Raw genomic sequence first — 22,334 nt, 5'->3', positions numbered from 1 at the left:
ACCGGCGGGAGATTTTCACCATATGATCAATTCCAGCGGCGGGCCCGACGCCCGGAGTGCGCCGCAGAGCCCTGCCGGGTGCCGGCGGGCAGTTGAGCAAATGCTCAAGTGGCGGATTTTTTGATCATTTGGTTGAATTTTTCCTGGCGAGCGGCTTCCATGCAGGCATGAGCGCCGCGCCGGCGCCGATAACAACAACAGCGGACCCCCCCGATGGCCATCACCTACAAGCCCCAGTTGCGCTACCCCGACCTGCAGGACCTGAGTAACCAGATCCGCTTCGTCAGCCAGGAGGGCAAGATCTGGCTCGGCGAGCAGCGCATGCTGCTGATGCCGCTGTCGGCGCTGGCCAACTTCCGCCGCGAGATGATCGACCTGCTCGGCATCGAGCGGGCCAAGGGCTTCTTCCTGCGCCTGGGCTACCAGTCCGGCCTGAAGGACGCCGAGCTGGCGCGCAAACTGCGCCCGGACGCCAGCGAGCTGGACATCTTCCTCGCCGGGCCGCAGCTGCACATGCTCAAGGGCATGCTGCGCTCGCGGCCGATCGAGGTCGACATCGACATCGACAAGGGGCGCTTCTACGCCGAGATCGAGTGGCAGGACTCCTTCGAGGTGGAGATCTGCCAGACCGAGCTGGGCCTGATCGACCAGCCGGCCTGCTGGACCCTGCTCGGCTACGCCTGCAGCTACACCTCGGCGTTCATGGGCCGCGAGATCATCTTCCGCGAGGTGAGCTGCCGCGGCTGCGGCGACGACCGCTGCCGGGTGATCGGCAAGCCGGCCGAGGAGTGGGACGACGCCGCCGAGTTCAAGGCCTACTTCAAGAGCGACCCGGTGATCGAGGAGCTCTACGAACTGCAGTCGCAGGTCGCCACCCTGCGCAGCCGCCTGCACACCCAGGACGGCCAGTACTACGGCATCGGCCAGTCGCCGGCCTACCAGCGCATCTGCCAGACCATCGACAAGGCGGCGCGCGGCAAGGTCTCGGTGCTGCTGCAGGGCGAGACCGGGGTGGGCAAGGAGGTGATCGCGCGCAGCGTGCACCTGCGCAGCGCGCGCGCCGAGCAGCCGTTCGTCGCGGTCAACTGCGCGGCCATCCCCCCCGACCTGATCGAGGCCGAGCTGTTCGGCGTCGACAAGGGCGCCTACACCGGCGCCCAGCAGTCGCGCGCCGGGCGCTTCGAGCGCGCCCACGGCGGCACCATCTTCCTCGACGAGGTGGTCGAGCTGTCGCCGCGCGCCCAGGCCACCCTGCTGCGCGTGCTGCAGGAGGGCGAGCTGGAGCGGGTCGGCGGCGACCGCACGCGGCAGATCGACGTGCGGGTGATCGCCGCGACCAACGAGGACCTGGCCCAGGCGGTGCAGGCCGGGCGCTTCCGCGCCGATCTGTTCTACCGGCTCAACGTGTTCACCGTGCAGATCCCGCCGCTGCGCGCGCGCCGCGAGGACATCCCGCTGCTCGCCGAACATTTCCTCAAGAAGTTCCACGCCCAGTACGGCAAGAAGACCCTCGGCCTCTCCGACCGCGCCCTGGAGGCCTGCCAGCACTACGCCTGGCCGGGCAACATCCGCGAGCTGGAGAACGTCATCGAGCGCGGGGTGATCCTCACCGAAAGCAACGAGAGCGTCAGCGTCGAGGCGCTGTTCCCCGGCCTGCCGCTGGAGGGCGAGGACAGCGGCGAGCGGCTGTCCAGCGCCGGCGCGCTGGTGCACGGCACGCCCGCGCCGGCACAGCACTGGCTGGAGCAGATCCTCGCCGCGGGCATCAGCCTGGACGCGGTGGAGGCCGACCTGATGCGCGAGGCCATGCGCCGCAGCAAGGACAACGTGTCGCGCGCCGCGCGCCTGCTCGGCCTGACCCGTCCGGCGCTGGCCTACCGGCTGAAGAAGCTCGACGGCTGACGCCCGGTTGTTCCACGTGGAACATGCCGGCGCTCAAGATTCCGTACAGGCAGCCAGGCGACAGTAAGGCAGACAAGCAAAGGGTGGCGCCGAGGCTGTGCTTGCCAGGGGCAAACCAGTCTCCGCGCCACCCTACCAGGTCCGCGAGCCGCCGAGCGGCACTACAGACGCGCCAGCACCTCCTCCGCCGGCACACAGGGCAGCTGGTGCGCCGCCGCCACGCCGGGGTTGGTGACCGCGCCGGCCGCCACGTTGAGGCCGTGGCGCAGGTGCAGGTCCGCCTCGAGGGCGCGGCGCGTGCCCTTGTCCGCCAGGGCGATGACGAAGGGCAGGGTGGCGTTGTTCAGCGCCAGGGTCGAGGTGCGCGCCACGCCGCCGGGCATGTTGGCCACGCAGTAGTGCACCACCTCGTCGACCACGTAGGTCGGGTGGGTGTGGGTGGTCGGCCGCGAGGTCTCGGCGCAGCCGCCCTGGTCGATGGCGACGTCGACCAGCACCGCGCCGGGCTTCATCTGCCGGACCATGGCCGCGCTGACCAGCTTGGGCGCGGTGGCGCCGGGAATCAGCACGCTGCCGATCACCAGGTCGGCGGCCAGCACCTGCTCGCGCACCGCCGCGCCGGTCGAGTACAGGGTGGTGATGCGGTTGCCGTACTGGGCGTCCAGGCGCCGCAGGGTGTCCATGTTCTTGTCGAGGATGCTGACGTCGGCGCCCAGGCCGATGGCCATGGCCGCCGCCTGGCTGCCGACCACGCCGCCGCCGAGGATCACCACCTTGCCCGGCGCCACGCCCGGCACGCCGCCGAGCAGCACGCCGCGCCCGCCATGCACCTTCTCCAGGCAGCTGGCGCCGACCTGGATGGACATGCGCCCGGCCACCTCGGACATCGGCGCCAGCAGCGGCAGGCGGCCCTGGGCGTCGGTGACCGTCTCGTAGGCGATGCAGGTGGCGCCGCTGGCCAGCAGCTCGTCGGTCTGCGCGCGGTCAGGCGCCAGGTGCAGGTAGGTGAATAGCGTGTGCCCCGGATGCAGACGCATCCGCTCCGAGGCCAGCGGCTCCTTTACCTTGACGATCAGCTCGGCCTCCGCGAAGACCTTCACCGCCTCCAGGGCGATGTGGGCACCGGCCTTCATGTAGTCGGCGTCGCTGAAACCGATGGCGGCGCCGGCCTGGGTTTCCACCCAGATCTCGTGGCCGAGCGCGCGCAGTTCGGCCACCGACTGCGGGGTCAGGCCGACGCGATATTCGTGGTTCTTGATTTCCTTGGGTACCCCGATACGCATGGCAGATCTCCCTGGCTGCTCTGGTTCCTTGAGCCTAGCACGGCGCCGGTATCCGGCCGGACGGCCGCGTTCGTCGCCCGCCGCGCGCGGCGTTTTGACGAGCAGGCGGCATCTGCGGCCTAATGCGCTGCCGTCATCCCCGCCGAGCCGCCATGTCCCAGCCGCCGCCATCCCTGCCGCGCCCGAGCACCCTGCACCTACCGCCGGGCGACTGGGCGACCGTGCTCGACTGCCTGTGCGCGCGCTTCCCGGCCATCGACCGCGCCACCTGGCTGTCGCGCATGCAGCGCGGCAAGGTGCTGGATGGCGACGGCCGTGCCCTGGACGCCGCGCATCCGTACCGCGAGGGCCTGCGCGTGCACTACTTCCGCGAGGTGGCGCAGGAAACGCCGATCCCCTTCGTCGAGCAGATCCTCCACCACGACGAACACCTGCTGGTGGTCGACAAACCGCACTTCCTGCCGGTGATTCCCTCGGGCGGCTACGTCGAGGAAACCCTGCTGGCGCGCCTCACCCGGCGCCTCGGCAATCCGCAACTGGTGCCGCTGCACCGCATAGACCGCCACACCGCCGGACTGGTGCTGTTCTCCACCAACCCGGCCAGCCGCGACCGCTACCACGCGCTGTTCCGCGAGCGGCAGATCGACAAGCGCTACGAGGCGATCGCCCCGGCGCTGCCGCAGCTCGACTTTCCCTACCGGCACACGAGCCGGATGGTGCGCGGCGAGCCGTTCTTCCGCATGCGCGAAGCGCCCGGCACACCGAACAGCGAGACGCTGATGCAGGTCGTCGAGCGCAACGGCGCGCTGTGGCGCTACGCGCTGTTCCCGGTCACCGGCCGCCAGCACCAGCTGCGCGTGCACCTGGCCGCGCTCGGCGCACCGATCTGCAACGATCCCTTCTACCCGCTGGCGCAGCCCGCCGACGCCGCCGACGACCATGCCCGCCCGCTCAAGCTGCTGGCGCAGAGTCTGGCCTTCGACGATCCGCTGAGCGGCGCGCCGCGCCGGTTCGCCAGCCGCCTGCAGCTGGACTGGTGAAGACGGCCGGGCGGGGTAAGATCGCGGTTGCCGCCATGCCCGACCGGAGCCGCCGATGTCCGCCCCCCTCGCCAACCTGTTCCAGCCGCTGCCGGACGCCCGCACCGGCGAATGCTTCGACGACCTGCTGCGCCGCCCCGGCTGCCGGGTGGAGCGCATCGTCTCCCACGGCCAGGCCAGCCCGCCGGGCTTCTGGTACGACCAGGCCTGGGACGAATGGGTGCTGCTGCTCGCCGGCCACGCCGTGCTGCGCCTGGCCTCGCGGACCGCGCCCGTGACCCTCGCGCCCGGCGACCACCTGCTGATCCCCGCCGGCGAGCGCCACCGCGTCGAGGCCACCGCCGCCGACCAGCCGACCGTGTGGCTGGCGGTGCACTGCGGCGCGGCGGCCGACAGCCACCCCAGCACGCCGACCAGCGGTTAAGATGAGGGCTTTCCGTCTACAGGAGTTGCCCATGACGCCCTGCCAGCCCGGCATCCTCGCGAGCCCCGTTCCGCCGCAGGCCCGCCACCTGTTCTTCGCCCTGGACAATCCCGCCGGCCTGCCGCAGGCGTTGACCAGCCTGGCCGAACTGGCCGACGGCGAAGCCATCGTCGCCGGTCTCGGCGAGTCGCTGCTGCAGGCCCTCGACCAGCCGCTCGCCGGCCTGCGCACCTTCCCGGCGCTGAGCGGCGCCGGCGTCGACGTGCCGTCCACCCAGCACGCGCTGTGGTGCTGGCTGCGCGGCGCGGATCGCGGCGAGCTGCTGCTGCGCAGCCGCGAGCTGGTCGCCGCACTGGCCCCGGCGCTGCGCCTGGTGCAGGCCAGCGACGCCTTCCGCTACCGCGATGGCCGCGACCTGACCGGCTACGAGGACGGCACCGAGAACCCGGTGGACGCGGAGGCGGTCGCCGCCGCCATCGTCAACGGCGGCGGCGAAGGCCTGCAGGGCGGCAGCTTCGCCGCCGTGCAGCACTGGGTGCACGACCTCGATCACTTCGCCGCCCTGCCGCAGGGCGAGCAGGACGACATCATCGGCCGGCGCAAGAGCGACAACGAGGAGCTGGCAGACGCCCCCGCATCCGCCCACGTCAAGCGCACCGCCCAGGAGAGCTTCGAGCCGGAGGCCTTCGTGGTGCGCCGCTCGATGCCGTTCAGCGACGGCGAACAGGCCGGCCTGCTGTTCCTCGCCTTCGGCCACAGCCTGGACGCCTTCGAGGTGCAGCTGCGGCGCATGGCCGGCCTGGAAGACGGCATCGTCGACGCGCTGTTCCGCTTCAGTCGACCGACCAGCGGCGGCTACTACTGGTGCCCGCCCGTGCGCGACGGCCGCCTCGACCTGCGCGCCGTGCTGCGCTGAGTCCCCGACCAGCGCCTGCGTGCAAAACCCGCCCACCTGACCAAGACTGGTAACCACCTCTCTTGCCGTCAGGTGCGGCACATGCTCCGGAGCATCCCCGACCCCGCATCGCCTCCCGCCCGACGCCTGCTCTGTGCCGGGCTGTGTCTCGCCCTGTCGCTGCAGAGCGGTTGCGCCGGGCTGCAGCAGATGGCGGCCGCGCCGGACACGCGCCGGCAAGCCGATCTCGGCAGGGTCGCGGTGATCGCCGCCGGGCACCAGCCGGACATCCATCTCGAGGGCTTCGCCCGCAACAAGCTCTCCGGCGCCGCCAGCAGCGCCGGCAGCACCTTCGTCCACTGCCTGGAACCGATCGGCCAGTCGCACTGCAGCGGCGACTTCTGCGGTGCGGTGCTGATTCTCTGGTTCGGGGTCTGCGGCGTCGCCGGGATGGTCGGCGGCGTGGTCGGCGCGGTCAAGGCGCCAAGCGGCCGCTCCGTGCACCAGGCGGAGGGAGACCTGCACAAGGCGGTCGAGGCGGGCGAAATCCAGGAGGCGCTGCGCCGCCAGGTGGAGCAGGCCGCGGTGGCGCATGGCGACGCGGCGGTCAGCGTCGAGGCGCCGGTCGCTCGCGCCGCCGCGCGTGAAGGCGACTACCGGCCGCTGGCCGACAGCGGGGTGGACAGCGTGCTCGAGGTGGCGCTGAGCGAGGTGACCACCCTCGGCCCCGCCATCGACCAGCCCTTGCAGCTGCTGATGCAGGCCCGGGTGCGCCTGATCCGCACGGCCGACAATCGCGAGCTGCGCGCGGACGAGTTCCTCTACCAGGGCGAGCGCAACCTGCAGGCGCAGTGGGCCGCCGGCGGCGGCACGCGCCTGGTGCAGGCCCTGCAGGCCGGTTACGCGGCGCTCGGCACGCACATCCACGAGCACGTGTTCATGCTCTATCCGTTCCCCGATCGCCGGGTACTCGCCAGCGACGGTAGCCCGGCGGCCTTCGGTCTCGCCCCCGTCGCGCCGCCCAGTTCCGACCGCCAGCCCAGCGAAGACCGCCGCAGCCGGCAGCGCGACTGGAGCCAGGTCGCCTCGCTGCGCCCCACCTTGCGCTGGCAGGCCTTCCCGCGGCCGGGCGACGTCCGCGCGGCCGCGGCGGACATGCAGCGGATCGACGGCGTGCGCTACGACCTGCTCATCGCCGAGGAGCGCCATCTCGCCCCGGCACGCATCGTCTATCGCAGCGAAGGACTCGACGAGCCGAGCCACACCCTGCTCAGCCCCCTGAGCCCGCGCCGCCACTACTTCTGGAGCGTGCGCGCCCGCTTCACCCTCGACGGCCGCGAGCGGGTCACCGAGTGGAGCGCCAGCCAGCCGAGCGCCAACAACCGCCTGGTCAGCCCCTCGCAGCACTCCTACCGGTTCAGGACGCCCTAGTCCTGTGGACAACTCGATCTTCGGGTTTCGCCCGCCGCGGCAGCGCGCCCTGTGGACAGTTTCATCCGCTCGCGACGCTGCAGTTATCCACAAACGAACAGCCCCGGACTGAGCCGGGGCTGTGCATCTGCGCCGGGAAGGTTATCCACAGTCGGACAACCCTCCGTCATGGCGGCCTTACTTGCTGCCGATCGCCGCACCCGCCGCGCCGCCGAGGCCGGCGCCGATCGCCGAACCGGTGCTGCCGCCCAGGGTCTTGCCGAGCAGCGAACCACCGGCGGCGCCCAGGCCACCGCCGACCGCGGCCTTGGTCTTGCTGCCGCTCTTGGCGGTGGCGGCGCCACCCGCAGCGCCACCCAGGCCGGCACCGACCACCGCGCCGGTGCTGCCGCCGAGCTGCTGACCGAGCACGCTGCCCAGCGCGCCGCCGACGCCGCCGCCGAGGGCCGCCTGGGTGGTACCGCCGGCCATCGCGCCCTGGGCGAACAGCAGGCTGAGGGTGAGAACGGAAAGTGCCTTACGCATGGTGCCAACCTCGAAGAAAGACGTGGTGATATTGTCGCAATCTTCGCGGTTGGACAGATGTTAAGCGCGCCCGGTTCCCGGCAACTGGCTGGTCGGGACCAACAAAAACCCCCGGCGACAGCTGTCGGCCGGGGGTCTTGTCGGCACTGCTGTGGATAACCGGGTTACCCACAGGCCGCGATCACACGTCCAGGTTCGATACCGCCAGCGCGTTGCTCTCGATGAAATCGCGGCGCGGTTCCACCGCATCGCCCATCAGGGTGTTGAAGATCTGGTCGGCGGCGATGGCGTCCTCGATGGTCACCTTGAGCATGCGGCGCACCGCCGGGTCCATGGTGGTTTCCCACAGCTGCTCGGGGTTCATTTCGCCGAGGCCCTTGTAGCGCTGGATGCTGTGGCGCTTGGTGCTTTCCGTCATCAGCCAGTCGAGCGCCTCCTTGAAGGTCGCCACCGGCTTCTTGCGCTCGCCGCGCTGCACATAGGCGCCTTCCTCGAGCAGGCTGTTGAGCTGGCTGCCGAGGTCGGTGACGGTGCGGTAGTCGTTGCTGGCGAAGAAGTCGCGGTTGAAGGTGACGTAGCTGGACAGGCCGTGGGCGACCATCTGCACCTCGGGCAGCCACAGGTGGCGCTCGCGATCCTCGCGCAGGCTGACCTGGTAGCTCTGCCCGGACTTCTCCACCGCCTTGAGACGCTCGCCGAGGGCGGCGATCCAGCCCTGCATGGCGGCCTGGTCGGCGAGCTGCTCGACGCCGACGCGCGGCAGGTAGACGAAGTGCTCGGTGATGTCCTGCGGATACAGGCGCGACAGGCGGGCGAGGGTCTTCATCACCGCGCGGTAGTCGCCGACCAGCTTCTCCAGCGCCGCACCGGACAGGCCCGGAGCGCTGTCGTTGACGTGCAGGCTGGCATCCTCGAGGGCCGACTGGGTCATGTATTCCTCCATGGCCTCGTCGTCCTTGATGTACTGCTCCTGCTTGCCCTTCTTGACCTTGTACAGCGGCGGCTGGGCGATGTAGACGTAGCCGCGCTCGATCAGCTCGGGTAGCTGGCGGAAGAAGAAGGTCAGCAGCAGGGTGCGGATGTGCGAACCGTCGACATCGGCATCGGTCATGATGATGATGTTGTGGTAGCGCAGCTTGTCGATGTTGTACTCCTCGCGGCCGATCCCGCAGCCCAGCGCGGTGATCAGGGTGCCGACCTCCTGGGAGGAGAGCATCTTGTCGAAGCGCGCCTTCTCGACGTTGAGGATCTTGCCCTTGAGCGGCAGGATCGCCTGGGTGCGACGATTGCGCCCCTGCTTGGCCGAGCCGCCGGCGGAGTCACCCTCGACGATGTACAGTTCGGACAGCGCCGGGTCCTTCTCCTGGCAGTCGGCCAGCTTGCCGGGCAGGCCGGCGATGTCCAGCGCGCCCTTGCGGCGGGTCATCTCGCGGGCCTTGCGCGCGGCCTCGCGGGCGCGCGCGGCGTCGAGCATCTTGCCGACCACCGCCTTGGCCTCGTTGGGGTTCTCCAGCAGGTAGTCGCCGAAGAACTTGCCCATCTCCTGCTCGACCGCGGTCTTCACCTCGGAAGAGACCAGCTTGTCCTTGGTCTGCGAGCTGAACTTGGGGTCCGGCACCTTGACCGAGATGATCGCGGTGAGGCCTTCGCGGGCGTCGTCGCCGGTGGTGGCGACCTTGAACTTCTTGGCCAGGCCTTCCTGTTCGATGTAGTTGTTCAGGTGGCGGGTCAGCGCCGAGCGGAAGCCGGCCAGGTGGGTGCCGCCATCACGCTGCGGGATGTTGTTGGTGAAGCAGAGGATGTTCTCGTTGAAGCTGTCGTTCCACTGCAGCGCCACTTCCACGCCGACGCCGTCTTCCTCGCGCTGCACGTTGAAGTGGAACACCTGGTTGACCGCGGTCTTGTGGTTGTTGAGGTACTCGACGAAGGCCTTGAGGCCGCCCTCGTAGCGGAACTCCTCTTCCTTGCCGCTGCGCTCGTCCTTGAGGACGATGCCGACCCCGGAGTTGAGGAACGACAGTTCGCGCAGGCGCTTGGCGAGGATGTCCCAGCTGAAGTGGATGTTGTGGAAGGTCTCGGCCGACGGCTTGAAGTGGATCTGCGTGCCGGTGCCCTCGGTGTCGCCGACCGCGGCCAGCGGCGCCTGCGGCACGCCGTGCACGTAGGTCTGCTCCCAGACCTTGCCGCTGCGGCGGATGGTCAGCACCAGCTGCTCGGACAGCGCGTTGACCACCGACACGCCGACGCCGTGCAGGCCGCCGGAGACCTTGTAGCTGTTGTCGTCGAACTTACCGCCGGCGTGCAGCACGGTCATGATGACCTCGGCGGCGGAGACGCCTTCTTCCTTGTGGATATCCACCGGGATGCCGCGGCCGTTGTCGCGCACGGTGATCGATTCATCGGTGTGGATGGTGATGCTGATGTCCGAGCAGTGGCCGGCCAGCGCCTCGTCGATGGAGTTATCCACAACCTCGAAGACCATGTGGTGCAGACCGGTGCCATCGTCGGTGTCGCCGATGTACATGCCGGGGCGCTTGCGTACGGCGTCCAGACCTTTCAGCACCTTGATGCTGGAGGAGTCGTACGTGTTGTTCTCGCTCATGCCTTCACTCCCGAGGATTCAATACGGCCATGCTCCACCTGGAACATGGCGACCGGCGTATCCGTGCGCCAGCCGTCTTTGAGGGTTTCGCCGTCGACGCCGGTGATGAACACCTGGCAGTCGAGGTCTTCCAGCAAGCGGCACAGCGCGTGACGATGCTGTTCGTCGAGTTCCGAGGGCAGGTCGTCCACCAGGTAGACGCACTGCCCGTGTTTGGCCTGGTTGACCAGGTGGCCCTGGGCGATGCGCAGGGCGCAGACCACCAGCTTCTGCTGGCCGCGCGAGAGGATGTCGGCGGCGTTGTGGCTGGCGATGCGCAGGCGCAGGTCGGCGCGCTGCGGTCCGGCCTGGGTGTGGCCGAGCTGCTGGTCGCGCGCCAGGCCCGCCTGCAGCACCTCGTCGAGGCTGCGCTCGCGGTCCCAGCCGCGGTAGTAGCTGAGGGTCAGTTCCGGCAGTTCGACCAGTTGCGCCAGGGTGCGCTCGAACACCGGCTTGAGCGCCTGGATGTAGGCACGCCGATACTCGTCGATGGCCTCGCTGGCCAGCGTCAGTTCGCGGTCCCAGGCGGCCTGCGCAGCGGCGTCGATTCTACCATGGCGCAGCCAGGAGTTCCGCTGCCGCAGGGCGCCCTGCAGGCGCTGCCAGGCGCCGAGGAAGCGCGGCTCGACGTGGAACACCCCCCAGTCGAGGAACTGCCGGCGGATCTTCGGCGCGCCCTCGAGCAGGCGGAAGCTGTCCGGGTTGATCAGCTGCAGCGGCAGCAGCTCGGCGAGCTGGGCGGCGCTGCGCGCGTTCTGCCCGTCGATGCGGATCTGGCAGTCGCCGCTGCGCTCGCGGGCGATGCCCAGCTGGCTCAGCCGACCGTCGGCCAGGCGCACCTGGCCGAACACCAGGGCGCGCTCCTGCTCGTGCTGGATCACCGGGGTCAGCCGCGTGCTGCGGAACGAGCGGGCCAGACCGAGCAGGTGGATCGCCTCCAGCACGCTGGTCTTGCCGCTGCCGTTGGCGCCGTGCAGCAGGTTGATGCGCGGCGAGGGCGAGAGCTCCAGCGGCTGCAGGTTGCGGATGGCGCTGACGTTCAGACGCACGAGGGACATGGTATCGGACCGCTGTGGACAAAGGCTCCCGGGGACTTGCGCACAGTGTTATCCACAGGTCGTTCGGCGTGTAGCACGCGAAATCCGCGGCAGGGCAGACCCTGTGGCAGGGTCATCGACATCTTATCCACAGGATCCGCCCAGGCAGGTCACAGGCGCATCGGCATCACGACGTAGGCGGAATCGTCGTTGTCGGCTTCCTGCAGCAGGGCGCTGCTGTTGGCATCGGCCAGGGTGATGCGCACCTGGTCGGCGGTCATCACGCCGAGCACGTCGAGCAGATAGCTGACGTTGAAGCCGACTTCCAGGGCGTCGCCGAAGTAGTCGACCTGCACCTCTTCCTCGGCCTCCTCCTGCTCGGGGTTGTTGGCCTGGATCTTCAACAGGCCGCTGGCCAGCTGCAGGCGGATGCCACGGTACTTCTCGTTGGAGAGGATCGCCGTGCGGCTGAACGCCTCGCGCAGCGCCTGACGGTCGCCGAGCACCATCTTGTCGCCGTTGCGCGGCAGCACGCGCTGGTAGTCGGGGAACTTGCCGTCGACCAGCTTGGAAGTGAAGGTGAAGTCGCCGGTGGTGGCGCGGATGTGGTGCTGACCGAGAACGATGCTGACCGGCTCGTCCGGCTCGGTGAGCAGGCGCGCCAGCTCGAGGATGCCCTTGCGCGGCACGATGACCTGGTGCTTGTCCGGCGCCTCGAGGCCGGCGTCCAGCGCGCACAGCGCCAGGCGGTGGCCGTCGGTGGCGACCGCGCTGAGGCGCCCGGCGTTGACCTCCAGCAGCATGCCGTTGAGGTAGTAGCGCACGTCCTGCTGGGCCATGGCGAAGCTGGTGCGCTCGATCAGCCGGCGCAGCTTGCTCTGCGCCACGGCGAAGGTCAGCGAGCCCTGGCTTTCCTCCACCGAGGGGAAGTCGTTGGCCGGCAGGGTGGACAGGCTGAAGCGGCTGCGCCCGGCCTTGACCAGCAGTTTCTGTTCGTCGACGCGGATGTCGATCAGCGCGTCGGCCGGCAGGCTCTTGCAGATGTCCATCAGCTTGCGCGCCGGCACGGTGATCTCGCCGGCCTCGGCCGGCTCCTCGAGGGCGACGCGGCCGACCAGCTCGACCTCGAGGTCGGTACCGGTCAGCGACAGCTGCTGGCCCTGCACCACCAGCAGCACGTTGGACAGCACCGGCAGGGTCTGCCGGCGTTCGACGACACCGGCGACCAGTTGCAGCGGCTTGAGCAGGGCTTCGCGTTGAATGGTGAAATGCATCTTCAGTCTCGGCTTCCGGGGCGCATCCGTCAGGTGGTCAGGGTGCGCAGCAGGTTCTTGTAGTCTTCGCGAATGTCGGCGTCTTCCTCGCGAAGTTCGGCGATCTTGCGGCAGGCGTGCAGTACGGTGGTGTGATCACGACCGCCGAAGGCGTCGCCGATCTCCGGCAGGCTGTGGTTGGTCAGCTCCTTGGACAGGGCCATGGCCACCTGGCGCGGACGCGCCACCGAGCGCGAGCGGCGCTTGGACAACAGATCGGCGATCTTGATCTTGTAGTACTCGGCCACGGTGCGCTGGATGTTGTCGATGCTGACCAGCTTGTCCTGCAGGGCGAGCAGATCCTTCAGCGACTCGCGCACCAGCTCGATGCTGATGTCGCTGCCGGTGAAGTGGGCGTGGGCGATCACCCGCTTCAGCGAGCCTTCCAGTTCGCGCACGTTGGAACGGATGCGCTGGGCGATGAAGAAGGCGGCGTCGTGCGGCAGGTCGACCCGCGCCTGCTCGGCCTTCTTCATCAGGATCGCCACCCGGGTCTCCAGCTCCGGCGGTTCGACCGCCACGGTCAGGCCCCAGCCGAAGCGCGACTTCAGGCGCTCCTCCAGGCCCTCGATCTCCTTGGGATAGCGGTCGCTGGTGAGGATCACCTGCTGGCCGCCCTCTAGCAGGGCGTTGAAGGTGTGGAAGAACTCCTCCTGGGAACGCTCCTTGCGGGCGAAGAACTGGATGTCGTCGATCAGCAGGGCGTCCACCGAGCGGTAGAAGCGCTTGAAGTCGTTGATCGCGTTGAGCTGCAGCGCCTTGACCATGTCGGCGACGAAGCGCTCGGAATGCAGGTAGACCACCTTGGCATTCGGGTTCTTCTTCAGCAGGTGGTTGCCCACCGCGTGCATCAGGTGGGTCTTGCCCAGGCCCACGCCGCCATACAGGAACAGCGGGTTGTAGCCGTGCTTGGGATTGTCGGCCACCTGCCAGGCGGCGGCGCGCGCCAGCTGGTTGGACTTGCCCTCGACGAAGTTCTCGAAGGTGAAGTTGCGGTTCAGGTAGCTGGTGTGCTTGAGGCCGCCCTCGACCTGCACGCTGCGCTCGGTGCGCGGCAGCTCGGCGACTTCCGCGACCTCGATGGCCGGCTCCTGGTCGAGCACCAGCGGCGCGGTGGACGGCGCGGGTGCCTCGACCACCGGCGCAGGCGCGACCACCGGTGCCGGGGCGGGCGCCGGACGCGGCGGGGTGGGACGCTTGCTGCCGATCAGCAGCGCCAGCGCCGGCACCTGACCGTCACTGCGTTCATTCATCAACTCGAGCAGGCGACTGATGTACTTCTCGTTGACCCAGTCGAGCACGAAACGGTTGGGGGCGTACACGCGCAGCTCGTCGCCATGCGTCTCGACCTGCAGCGGACGGATCCAGGTGTTGAATTGCTGGGAAGGCAGCTCGTCGCGCAGGACCTCCACGCACTGCTGCCACAGTTCCACGGACACTCGGTTTCCCTCGCTTGGAAAGGTGCCCCGAACGACGAGGCAAAGCGCACATTGTAGCGACGCGGCCTGGAGTTATCCACATGCCGACGGCGAACGGGCCGCCACGGATTTTCCATGCGCTGACGAGCGGTGTGGATAACCGCGTCGCAAACCCGGCCGCAACCCTCGGGAAAAGCCGGTTGACAATCCGCCTGTGGATAAAACCCGCTTCCATCCCCAGCTTGCCCCAAGCAGCCGCACATCCCCCGCACCCATTCTCGACAGGCTTGTCATTCCCGGCAAGGCTTGTGGATAAAGGCCTGGCGCAGGTTATCCACAGAAACGGGGTGCCCCATACATCATTACCAACACGATCTTTTAAACCTTTGTCCTTTTATGTTGATTGTGGACGGTGGATGACGACGCTCCTCGGCTGACGGAAAGTGCGGTAGGCAACCGCCCATGCGGACAAGTCGTCAGTGGCCAACGGAAAGATGGCGAGCGGCCTGTGGATTACCGGAGAAGAGGGCTGGTTGGAAATTGACCTGTGCCGAGGCTTTCACTAGAATCGCCGGTCTCTTTAACTGGGGCCCCCTCACGGAGCCCTGCGATTACCAGGTAACCGACTCATGAAACGTACTTTTCAGCCCAGCAATCTGAAGCGCGCCCGCACCCACGGTTTCCGTGCCCGTATGGCCACCAAGAACGGCCGCGCCGTCCTGTCGCGTCGCCGCGCCAAGGGCCGCAAGCGTCTGACCACCGTTTGATTGCCCGGTACGGGTGGTGAGTCGGAGTTTCGGCCGGGACAAGCGACTGCTGACGTCCCGACAGTTCGCGGCAGTCTTCGACTCCCCCACCGCCAAGGCTCCCGGCAGGAGCGTCCTGTTGCTGGCCCGTGACAACGGGCTCGATCACCCCCGCCTCGGCCTGGTGATCGGCAAGAAGAGCGCCAAGCTTGCCGTCGAGCGCAATCGACTGAAGCGCATCATCCGCGATTCCTTCCGCCTGCATCAGGAGATGCTCGGTGGTCTGGATATCGTGGTGGTGGCGCGCAAAGGTCTCGGCGATCCGGACAATCCCGAGCTGCACCAGCAGTTCGCCAAGCTCTGGAAACGCCTGGCGCGCAGCCGGCCACGGCCGCAAGCCCGTCCCGAACAACCGCTGGCCGACGGATCCCATGCGTAAACTGGCCCTCGCCCTGATCCAGTTCTATCGCTACGCCATCAGTCCCCTGATGGCCAGTCGCTGTCGCTTCTACCCCAGCTGTTCCTGCTACGCTCACGAAGCCATCACTACGCATGGCCTCGCCCGCGGTGGCTGGCTGACCCTGCGTCGGCTGTCCCGCTGCCACCCCTGGCATGCCGGTGGTTATGACCCGGTGCCACAGTCCCGCACGTCCCGACCCTCATCGATGGCCGAATAAAATCATGGACATTCAACGCTCGATACTGATCGTCGCTCTGGCAATCGTGTCTTACCTGATGGTTCTGCAGTGGAACCAGGACTACGGCCAGCCGCAGCTGCCGCCGCAGGCCGTGGCCGGTGCGGCCACTGCGGCGCTGCCGAACGACAACGTGCCGACCCAGACCAGCCAGGCCGATGTGCCGGTGGCCGGCGAGCAGGCCAGCCAGCCGGCGGTCGCCGCCGCGCCGAGCAAGCAGCTGATCCAGGTGCAGACCGACGTGCTCAAGCTGGCCATCGATCCGCAGGGCGGTGACGTGGTGCAGCTGGCCCTGCCGGGATATCCGCGCAGCCTGCAGAACCGCGACGTGCCCTTCACCCTGTTCGACAACGGCGCCGAGCGCAACTACGTGGCGCAGAGCGGCCTGACCGGCGCCAATGGTCCCGATGCGCGCGCCAGCGGCCGCCCGCTGTACGCCAGCGACAAGAGCAGCTACCAGCTGGCCGACGGCCAGGACGAACTGGTGGTCGAGCTGAAGTTCAGCGAGGCCGGCGTCGACTACCTCAAGCGCTTCACCTTCAAGCGCGGCCAGTACGACTTCGCCGTCAGCCATCGCATCGACAACCAGAGCGCTGCACCGTGGAGCGGCAACCTGTTCGCCCAGCTCAAGCGCGATGCCAGCGCCGACCCGTCGGCGACCAGCGGCGCCAGCATGGCCACCTACCTGGGCGCCGCCCTGTGGACCCAGGACGAGCCGTACAAGAAGGTCGCCATGAAGGACATGGACGACAAGAACCTGCGCGAAACCGTGCAGGGTGGCTGGATCGCCTGGCTGCAGCACTACTTCGTCACCGCCTGGGTGCCGAACAAGGACGACAGCAACCTGGTCACCACCCGCAAGGACAGCCAGGGCAACTACATCATCGGCTTCACCGGCCCGGTGCTCAACGTGCCGGCCGGCGCCAGCGCCGAGACCAGCGCCACCCTGTACGCCGGTCCCAAGTCGCAGGGCATCCTCGAGGAGCTGTCGCCGGGTCTGGAGCTGACCGTCGACTATGGCTTCCTGTGGTTCATCGCCCAGCCGATCTTCTGGCTGCTGCAACTTATCCACAGCCTGCTCGGCAACTGGGGCTGGTCGATCATCGCCCTCACCGTGGTGATCAAGCTCGCGTTCTTCCCGCTGTCGGCGGCCAGCTACAAGTCCATGGCGCGCATGCGTGCGGTGGCTCCCAAGCTGCAGGCGCTCAAGGAGCAGTTCGGCGAAGATCGCCAGAAGATGTCCCAGGCGATGATGGAGCTGTACAAGAAGGAGAAGATCAACCCGCTGGGCGGTTGCCTGCCGATCCTGGTGCAGATGCCGGTGTTCCTCGCCCTCTACTGGGTGCTGCTGGAAAGCGTGGAAATGCGCCAGGCACCGTGGTTGGGCTGGATCGCCGACCTGTCGATCAAGGATCCCTACTTCATCCTGCCGATCATCATGGGCGTCAGCATGTTCGTGCAGACCAGCCTGAACCCGACCCCGCCGGACCCCATGCAGGCCCGCGTGATGAAGCTGATGCCGATCATCTTCACCTTCTTCTTCCTGTGGTTCCCGGCCGGTCTGGTGCTGTACTGGGTGGTCAACAACGTCCTGTCCATCGCCCAGCAGTGGTACATTACCCGGCAGATCGAAGGGGCCATGAACAAGGCCTGAAGCGCCCGCCCCGCCTGATGTTCCAGACGCAGACGCCCCCTCGTGGGGCGTCTTGCTATCCGCCTTCCGGAGGCCGCCATGCAACCTGTCCGTGACACCATCGCCGCCGTCGCCACCGCCCAGGGCCGGGGCGGCGTGGGCATCGTCCGCGTCTCCGGGCCGCGCGCCCGGCCGATCGCCATCAGCCTCAGCGGCCGCGAGCCGGAAGCGCGCCACGCCTACTACTGCGAGTTCTTCGCCGACGACGGCGAGGTGATCGACCAGGGCCTGCTGCTGTACTTCCGCGGGCCCAACTCGTTCACCGGCGAGGACGTCCTCGAACTGCAGGGCCACGGCGGCCCGGTGGTGCTCGACATGCTGCTGCGCCGTTGCCTGGAGCTGGGTGCACGCCTGGCGCGCCCCGGCGAGTTCAGCGAGCGCGCCTTCCTCAACGACAAGCTCGACCTCGCCCAGGCCGAGGCGATCGCCGACCTGATCGAGGCCAGCAGCGAGCAGGCGGCGCGCAACGCCGTGCGCTCGCTGCAGGGCGAGTTCTCGCGCAAGGTGCAGCGTCTGGCCGACCGGCTGATCGAGCTGCGCATGTACGTCGAGGCGGCCATCGACTTCCCCGAGGAGGAGATCGACTTCCTTGCCGACGGCCACGTGCTCGGCCAGCTCGACGGCGTGCGCGCCGAGCTGCTGGCGGTGCAGCGCGAAGCGGGGCAGGGCGCCCTGCTGCGCGACGGCATGACCGTGGTGATCGCCGGCCGGCCCAACGCCGGCAAGTCGAGCCTGCTCAACGCCCTGGCCGGGCGCGAGGCGGCGATCGTCACCGACATCGCCGGCACCACCCGCGACGTGCTGCGCGAACATATCCACATCGACGGCATGCCGCTGCACGTGGTCGACACCGCCGGCCTGCGCGCGACCTCCGACCTGGTCGAGCGCATCGGCGTCGAGCGCGCGCTCAAGGCCATCGGCGAGGCCGACCGCGTGCTGCTGGTGGTCGACGCCACCGCGCCCGAGGCCGCCGACCCGTTCGCCCTGTGGCCGGAATTCCTCGACCAGCGTCCCGATCCGGCACGGGTCACCCTGATCCGCAACAAGGCCGACCTGTCCGGCGAGGCGGTGGGACTGGAAACCTGCGCCGACGGCCACGTCACCCTCAGTCTGTCGGCGCGCTGCGGCGACGGCCTCGAGCTGCTGCGCGAGCATCTGAAGACCTGCATGGGCTACCAGCAGACCACCGAGAGCAGCTTCAGCGCACGGCGCCGCCACCTCGACGCCCTGCGCCAGGCCGGCGCCTGCCTCGACCACGGTCGCCAGCAGCTGACCGTGCTGGGTGCCGGCGAACTGCTCGCCGAGGACCTGCGCATGGCCCACCAGGCCCTCGGCGAGATCACCGGCGCGTTCACCCCCGACGACCTGCTCGGGCGGATCTTCTCCAGCTTCTGCATCGGCAAGTAAGCTCCGGCGGCCAGGCGCAAGCCCGCCTGGTCGCTGTTCCCCCTGCCCCTCGCATACCCCACCTCCCCGGGCGCCTCGTGCGCACCGTCAGTCCTGCCTGCGCGGCGCCTCAACCACGCTTGTCCACACAGCCGGCCAGCCGCGGCTGAGCCATGTGGATAACCGCGGCGCAGCTCTTTCGATAAGACCGTCGTCCGCCTGGGGATAACTCCGCCTGTGGATAAACGACTTGTCCACACACAGCTACTGCAAGGTTGTCCAGAGACCTCAGGCGGACCTGTGTACACGGTTATTCAGTGTATAAATCATTGATCTCTAAGGGTTAAGAAGGCTTATCCACAGAATTTGTGCACACCTAAAACAAGCTCTAAAACAGTCTTTTTAAAAATCCGTTCTATCTATTTTTTCTGTTGACCGGTCAGCCGGCTGCCAGTTGGCTATTTTTTGGCCACACTGCTTCATTCACCCCGGAGAAGCCTCTATACTGCGCGGCTCTCCGAATTCCCTTCCCGAACAGGCACGAGGTGCGTGGTGGATTTCCCTTCCCGTTTTGATGTGATCGTCATCGGTGGCGGCCATGCCGGTACCGAGGCGGCACTGGCAGCCGCACGCATGGGGGTGAAGACCCTGCTGCTCTCGCATAACGTGGAAACCCTCGGCCACATGAGCTGCAACCCGGCCATCGGCGGTATCGGCAAGAGCCATCTGGTCAAGGAAATCGATGCCCTGGGCGGCGCCATGGCCGAAGCCACCGATGTCGCCGGCATCCAGTTCCGCGTGCTGAACAGCCGCAAGGGGCCGGCGGTACGCGCCACGCGCGCCCAGGCCGACCGCGCGCTGTACAAGGCGGAGATCCGCCGCATCCTGGAAAACCAGCCGAACCTGTGGATATTCCAGCAGTCCGCCGACGACCTGATCGTCGAGGGCGAACAGGTGCGCGGCGTGGTCACCCAGATGGGCCTGAAATTCCACGCCGACAACGTGGTGCTGACCGCCGGCACCTTCCTCGGCGGACTTATCCACATCGGCCTGGAGAACTACTCCGGCGGTCGGGCCGGCGATCCGCCGGCGCTGGCCCTGGCGCGGCGTCTGCGCGAGCTGCCGTTGCGCGTCGGTCGGCTGAAGACCGGCACACCGCCACGCCTCGACGGCCGTTCCATCGACTTCTCGGTGATGAGCGAACAGCCGGGCGACACGCCTACTCCGGTGATGTCGTTCCTCGGTTCGCGTGCGCAGCATCCGCCTCAGGTCAGCTGCTGGATCACCCATACCAACGCGCGCACCCACGAGATCATCGCCGGTAACCTCGACCGTTCGCCGATGTACTCGGGGATCATCGAGGGCGTCGGCCCGCGCTACTGCCCGTCGATCGAGGACAAGATCCATCGCTTCGCCGACAAGGACAGCCATCAGGTGTTCCTCGAACCGGAAGGCCTGTCGACCCACGAGATCTATCCCAACGGCATCTCCACCTCGCTGCCGTTCGACGTGCAGCTGGCCATCGTCCGCTCGATCCGCGGCATGGAGAACGCGCATATCGTGCGCCCGGGCTACGCCATCGAGTACGACTTCTTCGATCCGCGCGATCTCAAGTACTCGCTGGAGACCAAGGTGATCGGCGGCCTGTTCTTCGCCGGGCAGATCAACGGCACCACCGGCTACGAGGAAGCCGGCGCGCAGGGCCTGCTCGCCGGCGCCAACGCCGCGCTGCGCGCGCAGGGCCGCGAGGCCTGGTGCCCGCGCCGCGACGAGGCATACATCGGCGTGCTGGTCGACGACCTGATCACCCTCGGCACCCAGGAGCCGTATCGCATGTTCACCTCGCGCGCCGAGTACCGGCTGATCCTGCGCGAGGACAACGCCGACCTGCGCCTGACCGAGAAGGGCCGCGAACTGGGTCTGGTCGACGAGCGTCGCTGGGCGGCGTTCTGTGAAAAACGCGAGGGCATCGAGCGCGAGGAGCAGCGTCTGAAGAGCACCTGGGTGCGTCCGGGCACCGCCCAGGGCGAGGCGATCGCTGCGCGTTTCGGCACCCCGCTGGCCCACGAGTACAACCTGCACAACCTGCTGGCGCGTCCGGAGATCGACTACGCGGCGCTCACCGAGATCACCGGCGAGGCTGTGGATAACCCGCAGGTCGCCGAGCAGGTGGAGATCCGCATCAAGTACGCCGGCTACATCGACCGCCAGCAGGAGGAGATCGAGCGCCTGCGCGCGAGTGAGAACACCGTGCTGCCGGACGACATCGATTACGCCGCGATCGGCGGCCTGTCCAAGGAAATCCAGGGCAAGCTGTCCTCCGCCCGACCGCAGACCCTCGGCCAGGCCTCGCGCATCCCTGGGGTCACGCCGGCTGCAGTGTCCCTGTTGTTGATTCACCTGAAGAAGCGCGGCGCCGGCCGCCAGCTGGAGCAGAACGCCTGATGTCCGCCGTAACCCCGGCCCACGCCGCCGAACTGGCGCGTGGCGCCGCCGAGCTCGGGGTAGAGCTCACCGCCAGCCAGCAGGAACAGCTGCTGGCCTACCTGGCCCTGCTGATCAAGTGGAACCAGGCCTACAACCTCACCGCGGTGCGCAACCCGGACGAGATGGTCTCGCGCCACCTGCTCGACAGCCTGAGCATCGTGTCCCACGTCGCCGCGGGCGGGGATGACTGGCTGGACGTCGGCAGCGGCGGCGGCATGCCCGGCATCCCGCTGGCCATCCTGTTTCCCGAGCGACGTTTCACCACCCTGGATTCCAACGGCAAGAAGACCCGCTTCCAGACCCAGGTGAAGCTCGAACTCAAGCTGGCCAACCTCGAGGTTGTCCACAGTCGTGTGGAAAACTTCCGCCCGGAGCAGCCGTTTGCCGGCATCGTCTCGCGGGCGTTCAGTTCGCTGGCCGACTTCGCCGAGTGGACCCGTCACCTCGGCGACGGCGAGACCCGCTGGCTGGCGATGAAGGGTCAGTATCCGCACGACGAACTGGCCGCCCTGCCGGCGGATTTCCGCGTCGAAGCCGAGCACCTGCTGCAGGTGCCGGGTTGCCAGGGCCAGCGCCATCTGCTGATACTGCGCCGCAGCGCATGAGGGGGACTGCCAAGCATGGCTAAAGTATTTGCGATCGCCAATCAGAAGGGCGGGGTGGGCAAGACCACCAGTTGCGTCAACCTGGCCGCATCGCTGGTGGCCACCCAGCGCCGCGTGCTGCTGATCGACCTCGATCCGCAGGGCAACGCCACCTCCGGCAGCGGGGTGGACAAGCTCGCCCTCGAGCATTCCGTGTACGACGTGCTGGTCGGCCAGTGCGACCTGGCCCAGGCCATGCAGACGTCCGAACACGGCGGCTACCAGCTGCTGCCGGCCAACCGCGACCTGACCGCCGCGGAAGTCACCCTGCTCGACCTGCCGAACAAGGAGCAGCGCCTGCGCCAGGCGCTGGCGCCGATCCGTGACAACTACGACTACATCCTGATCGACTGCCCGCCTGCGCTGTCGATGCTGACCGTCAACGCACTGGTCGCCGCCGACGCGGTGATCATCCCCATGCAGTGCGAGTACTACGCGCTGGAGGGGGTCTCCGACCTGGTCAACAGCATCCAGCGCATCGGTGCGCTGCTCAACCCGAGCCTGCGCATCGAGGGCATCCTGCGCACCATGTACGACGGCCGCATCGGTCTGACCAACGAGGTCACCGCCCAGCTGCAGGCGCACTTCGGCGATGCCCTCTACGAGACCACCATTCCGCGCAACGTGCGCCTGGCCGAGGCGCCCAGCCACGGCATGCCGGCGCTGGCCTACGACAAGGGCTCGCGCGGCGCCAAGGCCTACCTGGAACTGGCCAAGGAACTGGTCGCCCGTCAGCGCCGCGCCAAGCGCGCCGCCACCCCCGCTTGAGGAGCC

At 68.1% G+C, this 22,334-nt stretch carries 19 protein-coding genes; 13 read left to right on the top strand and 6 right to left on the bottom strand.

Annotation, left to right across the window (positions count from 1 at the left end; all coding sequences use genetic code 11):
* Positions 1 to 213 precede the first annotated feature (213 nt).
* On the top strand, positions 214 to 1,902 hold the full coding sequence (locus BLT78_RS17225) for a sigma-54-dependent Fis family transcriptional regulator (RefSeq protein ID WP_090350884.1): 1,689 nt from the start codon (positions 214 to 216) through the stop codon (positions 1,900 to 1,902).
* Between the two features lie 161 nt (positions 1,903 to 2,063).
* Here the strand turns inward: BLT78_RS17225 and ald are convergent, their stop codons facing one another.
* Positions 2,064 to 3,185 (bottom strand): alanine dehydrogenase, encoded by a 1,122-nt coding sequence (gene ald / locus BLT78_RS17220; RefSeq protein ID WP_090350882.1) that lies wholly within the window; start codon positions 3,183 to 3,185, stop codon positions 2,064 to 2,066.
* A 152-nt stretch (positions 3,186 to 3,337) separates the two neighbouring features.
* Here ald and BLT78_RS17215 point away from each other — a divergent pair, with 152 nt between their 5' ends.
* The 4 genes from BLT78_RS17215 to BLT78_RS17200 all read left to right on the top strand — a co-directional run bounded on the left by BLT78_RS17215 (position 3,338) and on the right by BLT78_RS17200 (position 6,975).
* Positions 3,338 to 4,225, top strand: coding sequence for a pseudouridine synthase (locus tag BLT78_RS17215; RefSeq protein ID WP_090350880.1), 888 nt, complete (start codon positions 3,338 to 3,340; stop codon positions 4,223 to 4,225).
* Between the two features lie 55 nt (positions 4,226 to 4,280).
* Positions 4,281 to 4,649 carry a cupin domain-containing protein gene (locus tag BLT78_RS17210; protein ID WP_090350878.1) on the top strand — a complete coding sequence of 123 codons (369 nt, stop codon included), beginning with the start codon at positions 4,281 to 4,283 and terminating at the stop codon, positions 4,647 to 4,649.
* Between the two features lie 31 nt (positions 4,650 to 4,680).
* Positions 4,681 to 5,565: a Dyp-type peroxidase gene (locus tag BLT78_RS17205; RefSeq protein WP_090350876.1), complete on the top strand. Its 885-nt coding sequence runs from the start codon at positions 4,681 to 4,683 to the stop codon at positions 5,563 to 5,565.
* Positions 5,566 to 5,646: 81 nt separating this feature from the next.
* Positions 5,647 to 6,975: a hypothetical protein gene (locus BLT78_RS17200; RefSeq protein WP_090350874.1), complete on the top strand. Its 1,329-nt coding sequence runs from the start codon at positions 5,647 to 5,649 to the stop codon at positions 6,973 to 6,975.
* A gap of 177 nt (positions 6,976 to 7,152) precedes the next feature.
* On the opposite strand, the gene BLT78_RS17195 is transcribed toward BLT78_RS17200, so the two are convergent.
* The 5 genes from BLT78_RS17195 to dnaA all read right to left on the bottom strand — a co-directional run bounded on the left by BLT78_RS17195 (position 7,153) and on the right by dnaA (position 13,930).
* Complete coding sequence (locus BLT78_RS17195) at positions 7,153 to 7,500, bottom strand: bacteriocin (protein ID WP_090350872.1); 348 nt, start codon at positions 7,498 to 7,500, stop codon at positions 7,153 to 7,155.
* Between the two features lie 181 nt (positions 7,501 to 7,681).
* Positions 7,682 to 10,102 (bottom strand): DNA topoisomerase (ATP-hydrolyzing) subunit B, encoded by a 2,421-nt coding sequence (gene gyrB / locus BLT78_RS17190; RefSeq protein WP_090350870.1) that lies wholly within the window; start codon positions 10,100 to 10,102, stop codon positions 7,682 to 7,684.
* A complete protein-coding gene (gene recF, locus BLT78_RS17185) occupies positions 10,099 to 11,199 on the bottom strand; it encodes a DNA replication/repair protein RecF (RefSeq protein ID WP_090350868.1) in 1,101 nt (366 codons plus the stop codon). Before recF ends, gyrB begins: the two co-directional genes overlap by 4 nt.
* Positions 11,200 to 11,348: 149 nt before the next feature.
* The gene (gene dnaN, locus BLT78_RS17180; protein ID WP_090350866.1) at positions 11,349 to 12,452 is read right to left on the bottom strand and encodes a DNA polymerase III subunit beta; all 1,104 of its coding nucleotides are present in this window, start codon (positions 12,450 to 12,452) and stop codon (positions 11,349 to 11,351) included.
* A 29-nt stretch (positions 12,453 to 12,481) separates the two neighbouring features.
* Positions 12,482 to 13,930 (bottom strand): chromosomal replication initiator protein DnaA, encoded by a 1,449-nt coding sequence (dnaA, locus tag BLT78_RS17175; protein WP_090350864.1) that lies wholly within the window; start codon positions 13,928 to 13,930, stop codon positions 12,482 to 12,484.
* 608 nt (positions 13,931 to 14,538) lie between these two features.
* On the opposite strand from dnaA, the gene rpmH reads away from it, so the two are divergent.
* From rpmH to BLT78_RS17135, 8 genes are all read left to right on the top strand, one after another.
* Positions 14,539 to 14,676: a 50S ribosomal protein L34 gene (gene rpmH / locus BLT78_RS17170; protein WP_090313513.1), complete on the top strand. Its 138-nt coding sequence runs from the start codon at positions 14,539 to 14,541 to the stop codon at positions 14,674 to 14,676.
* A gap of 13 nt (positions 14,677 to 14,689) precedes the next feature.
* Positions 14,690 to 15,094, top strand: coding sequence for a ribonuclease P protein component (gene rnpA, locus BLT78_RS17165; RefSeq protein WP_090350862.1), 405 nt, complete (start codon positions 14,690 to 14,692; stop codon positions 15,092 to 15,094).
* The gene (gene yidD, locus BLT78_RS17160; protein ID WP_090350859.1) at positions 15,087 to 15,332 is read left to right on the top strand and encodes a membrane protein insertion efficiency factor YidD; all 246 of its coding nucleotides are present in this window, start codon (positions 15,087 to 15,089) and stop codon (positions 15,330 to 15,332) included. Before rnpA ends, yidD begins: the two co-directional genes overlap by 8 nt.
* A gap of 4 nt (positions 15,333 to 15,336) precedes the next feature.
* Complete coding sequence (yidC, locus tag BLT78_RS17155; RefSeq protein ID WP_090350858.1) at positions 15,337 to 17,004, top strand: membrane protein insertase YidC; 1,668 nt, start codon at positions 15,337 to 15,339, stop codon at positions 17,002 to 17,004.
* Positions 17,005 to 17,082: 78 nt separating this feature from the next.
* Positions 17,083 to 18,450 carry a tRNA uridine-5-carboxymethylaminomethyl(34) synthesis GTPase MnmE gene (gene mnmE / locus BLT78_RS17150; RefSeq protein WP_090350856.1) on the top strand — a complete coding sequence of 456 codons (1,368 nt, stop codon included), beginning with the start codon at positions 17,083 to 17,085 and terminating at the stop codon, positions 18,448 to 18,450.
* Positions 18,451 to 18,981: 531 nt separating this feature from the next.
* Positions 18,982 to 20,874, top strand: a complete 1,893-nt coding sequence (gene mnmG, locus BLT78_RS17145; protein WP_090350854.1) for a tRNA uridine-5-carboxymethylaminomethyl(34) synthesis enzyme MnmG — start codon at positions 18,982 to 18,984, stop codon at positions 20,872 to 20,874.
* Positions 20,874 to 21,521: a 16S rRNA (guanine(527)-N(7))-methyltransferase RsmG gene (rsmG, locus tag BLT78_RS17140; protein WP_090350852.1), complete on the top strand. Its 648-nt coding sequence runs from the start codon at positions 20,874 to 20,876 to the stop codon at positions 21,519 to 21,521. Before mnmG ends, rsmG begins: the two co-directional genes overlap by 1 nt.
* Before the next feature lie 15 nt (positions 21,522 to 21,536).
* Positions 21,537 to 22,328, top strand: coding sequence for a ParA family protein (locus BLT78_RS17135; RefSeq protein WP_090350849.1), 792 nt, complete (start codon positions 21,537 to 21,539; stop codon positions 22,326 to 22,328).
* Positions 22,329 to 22,334 lie beyond the last annotated feature (6 nt).

Origin of the sequence: Pseudomonas oryzae, from assembly GCF_900104805.1 — a bacterium.
In the GTDB taxonomy this organism is placed as follows: Bacteria; Pseudomonadota; Gammaproteobacteria; order Pseudomonadales; family Pseudomonadaceae; genus Geopseudomonas; species Geopseudomonas oryzae.
The sequence above is the reverse complement of the archived record's forward strand: the minus strand, read 5'-3'. Positions and strand labels throughout refer to the sequence as shown.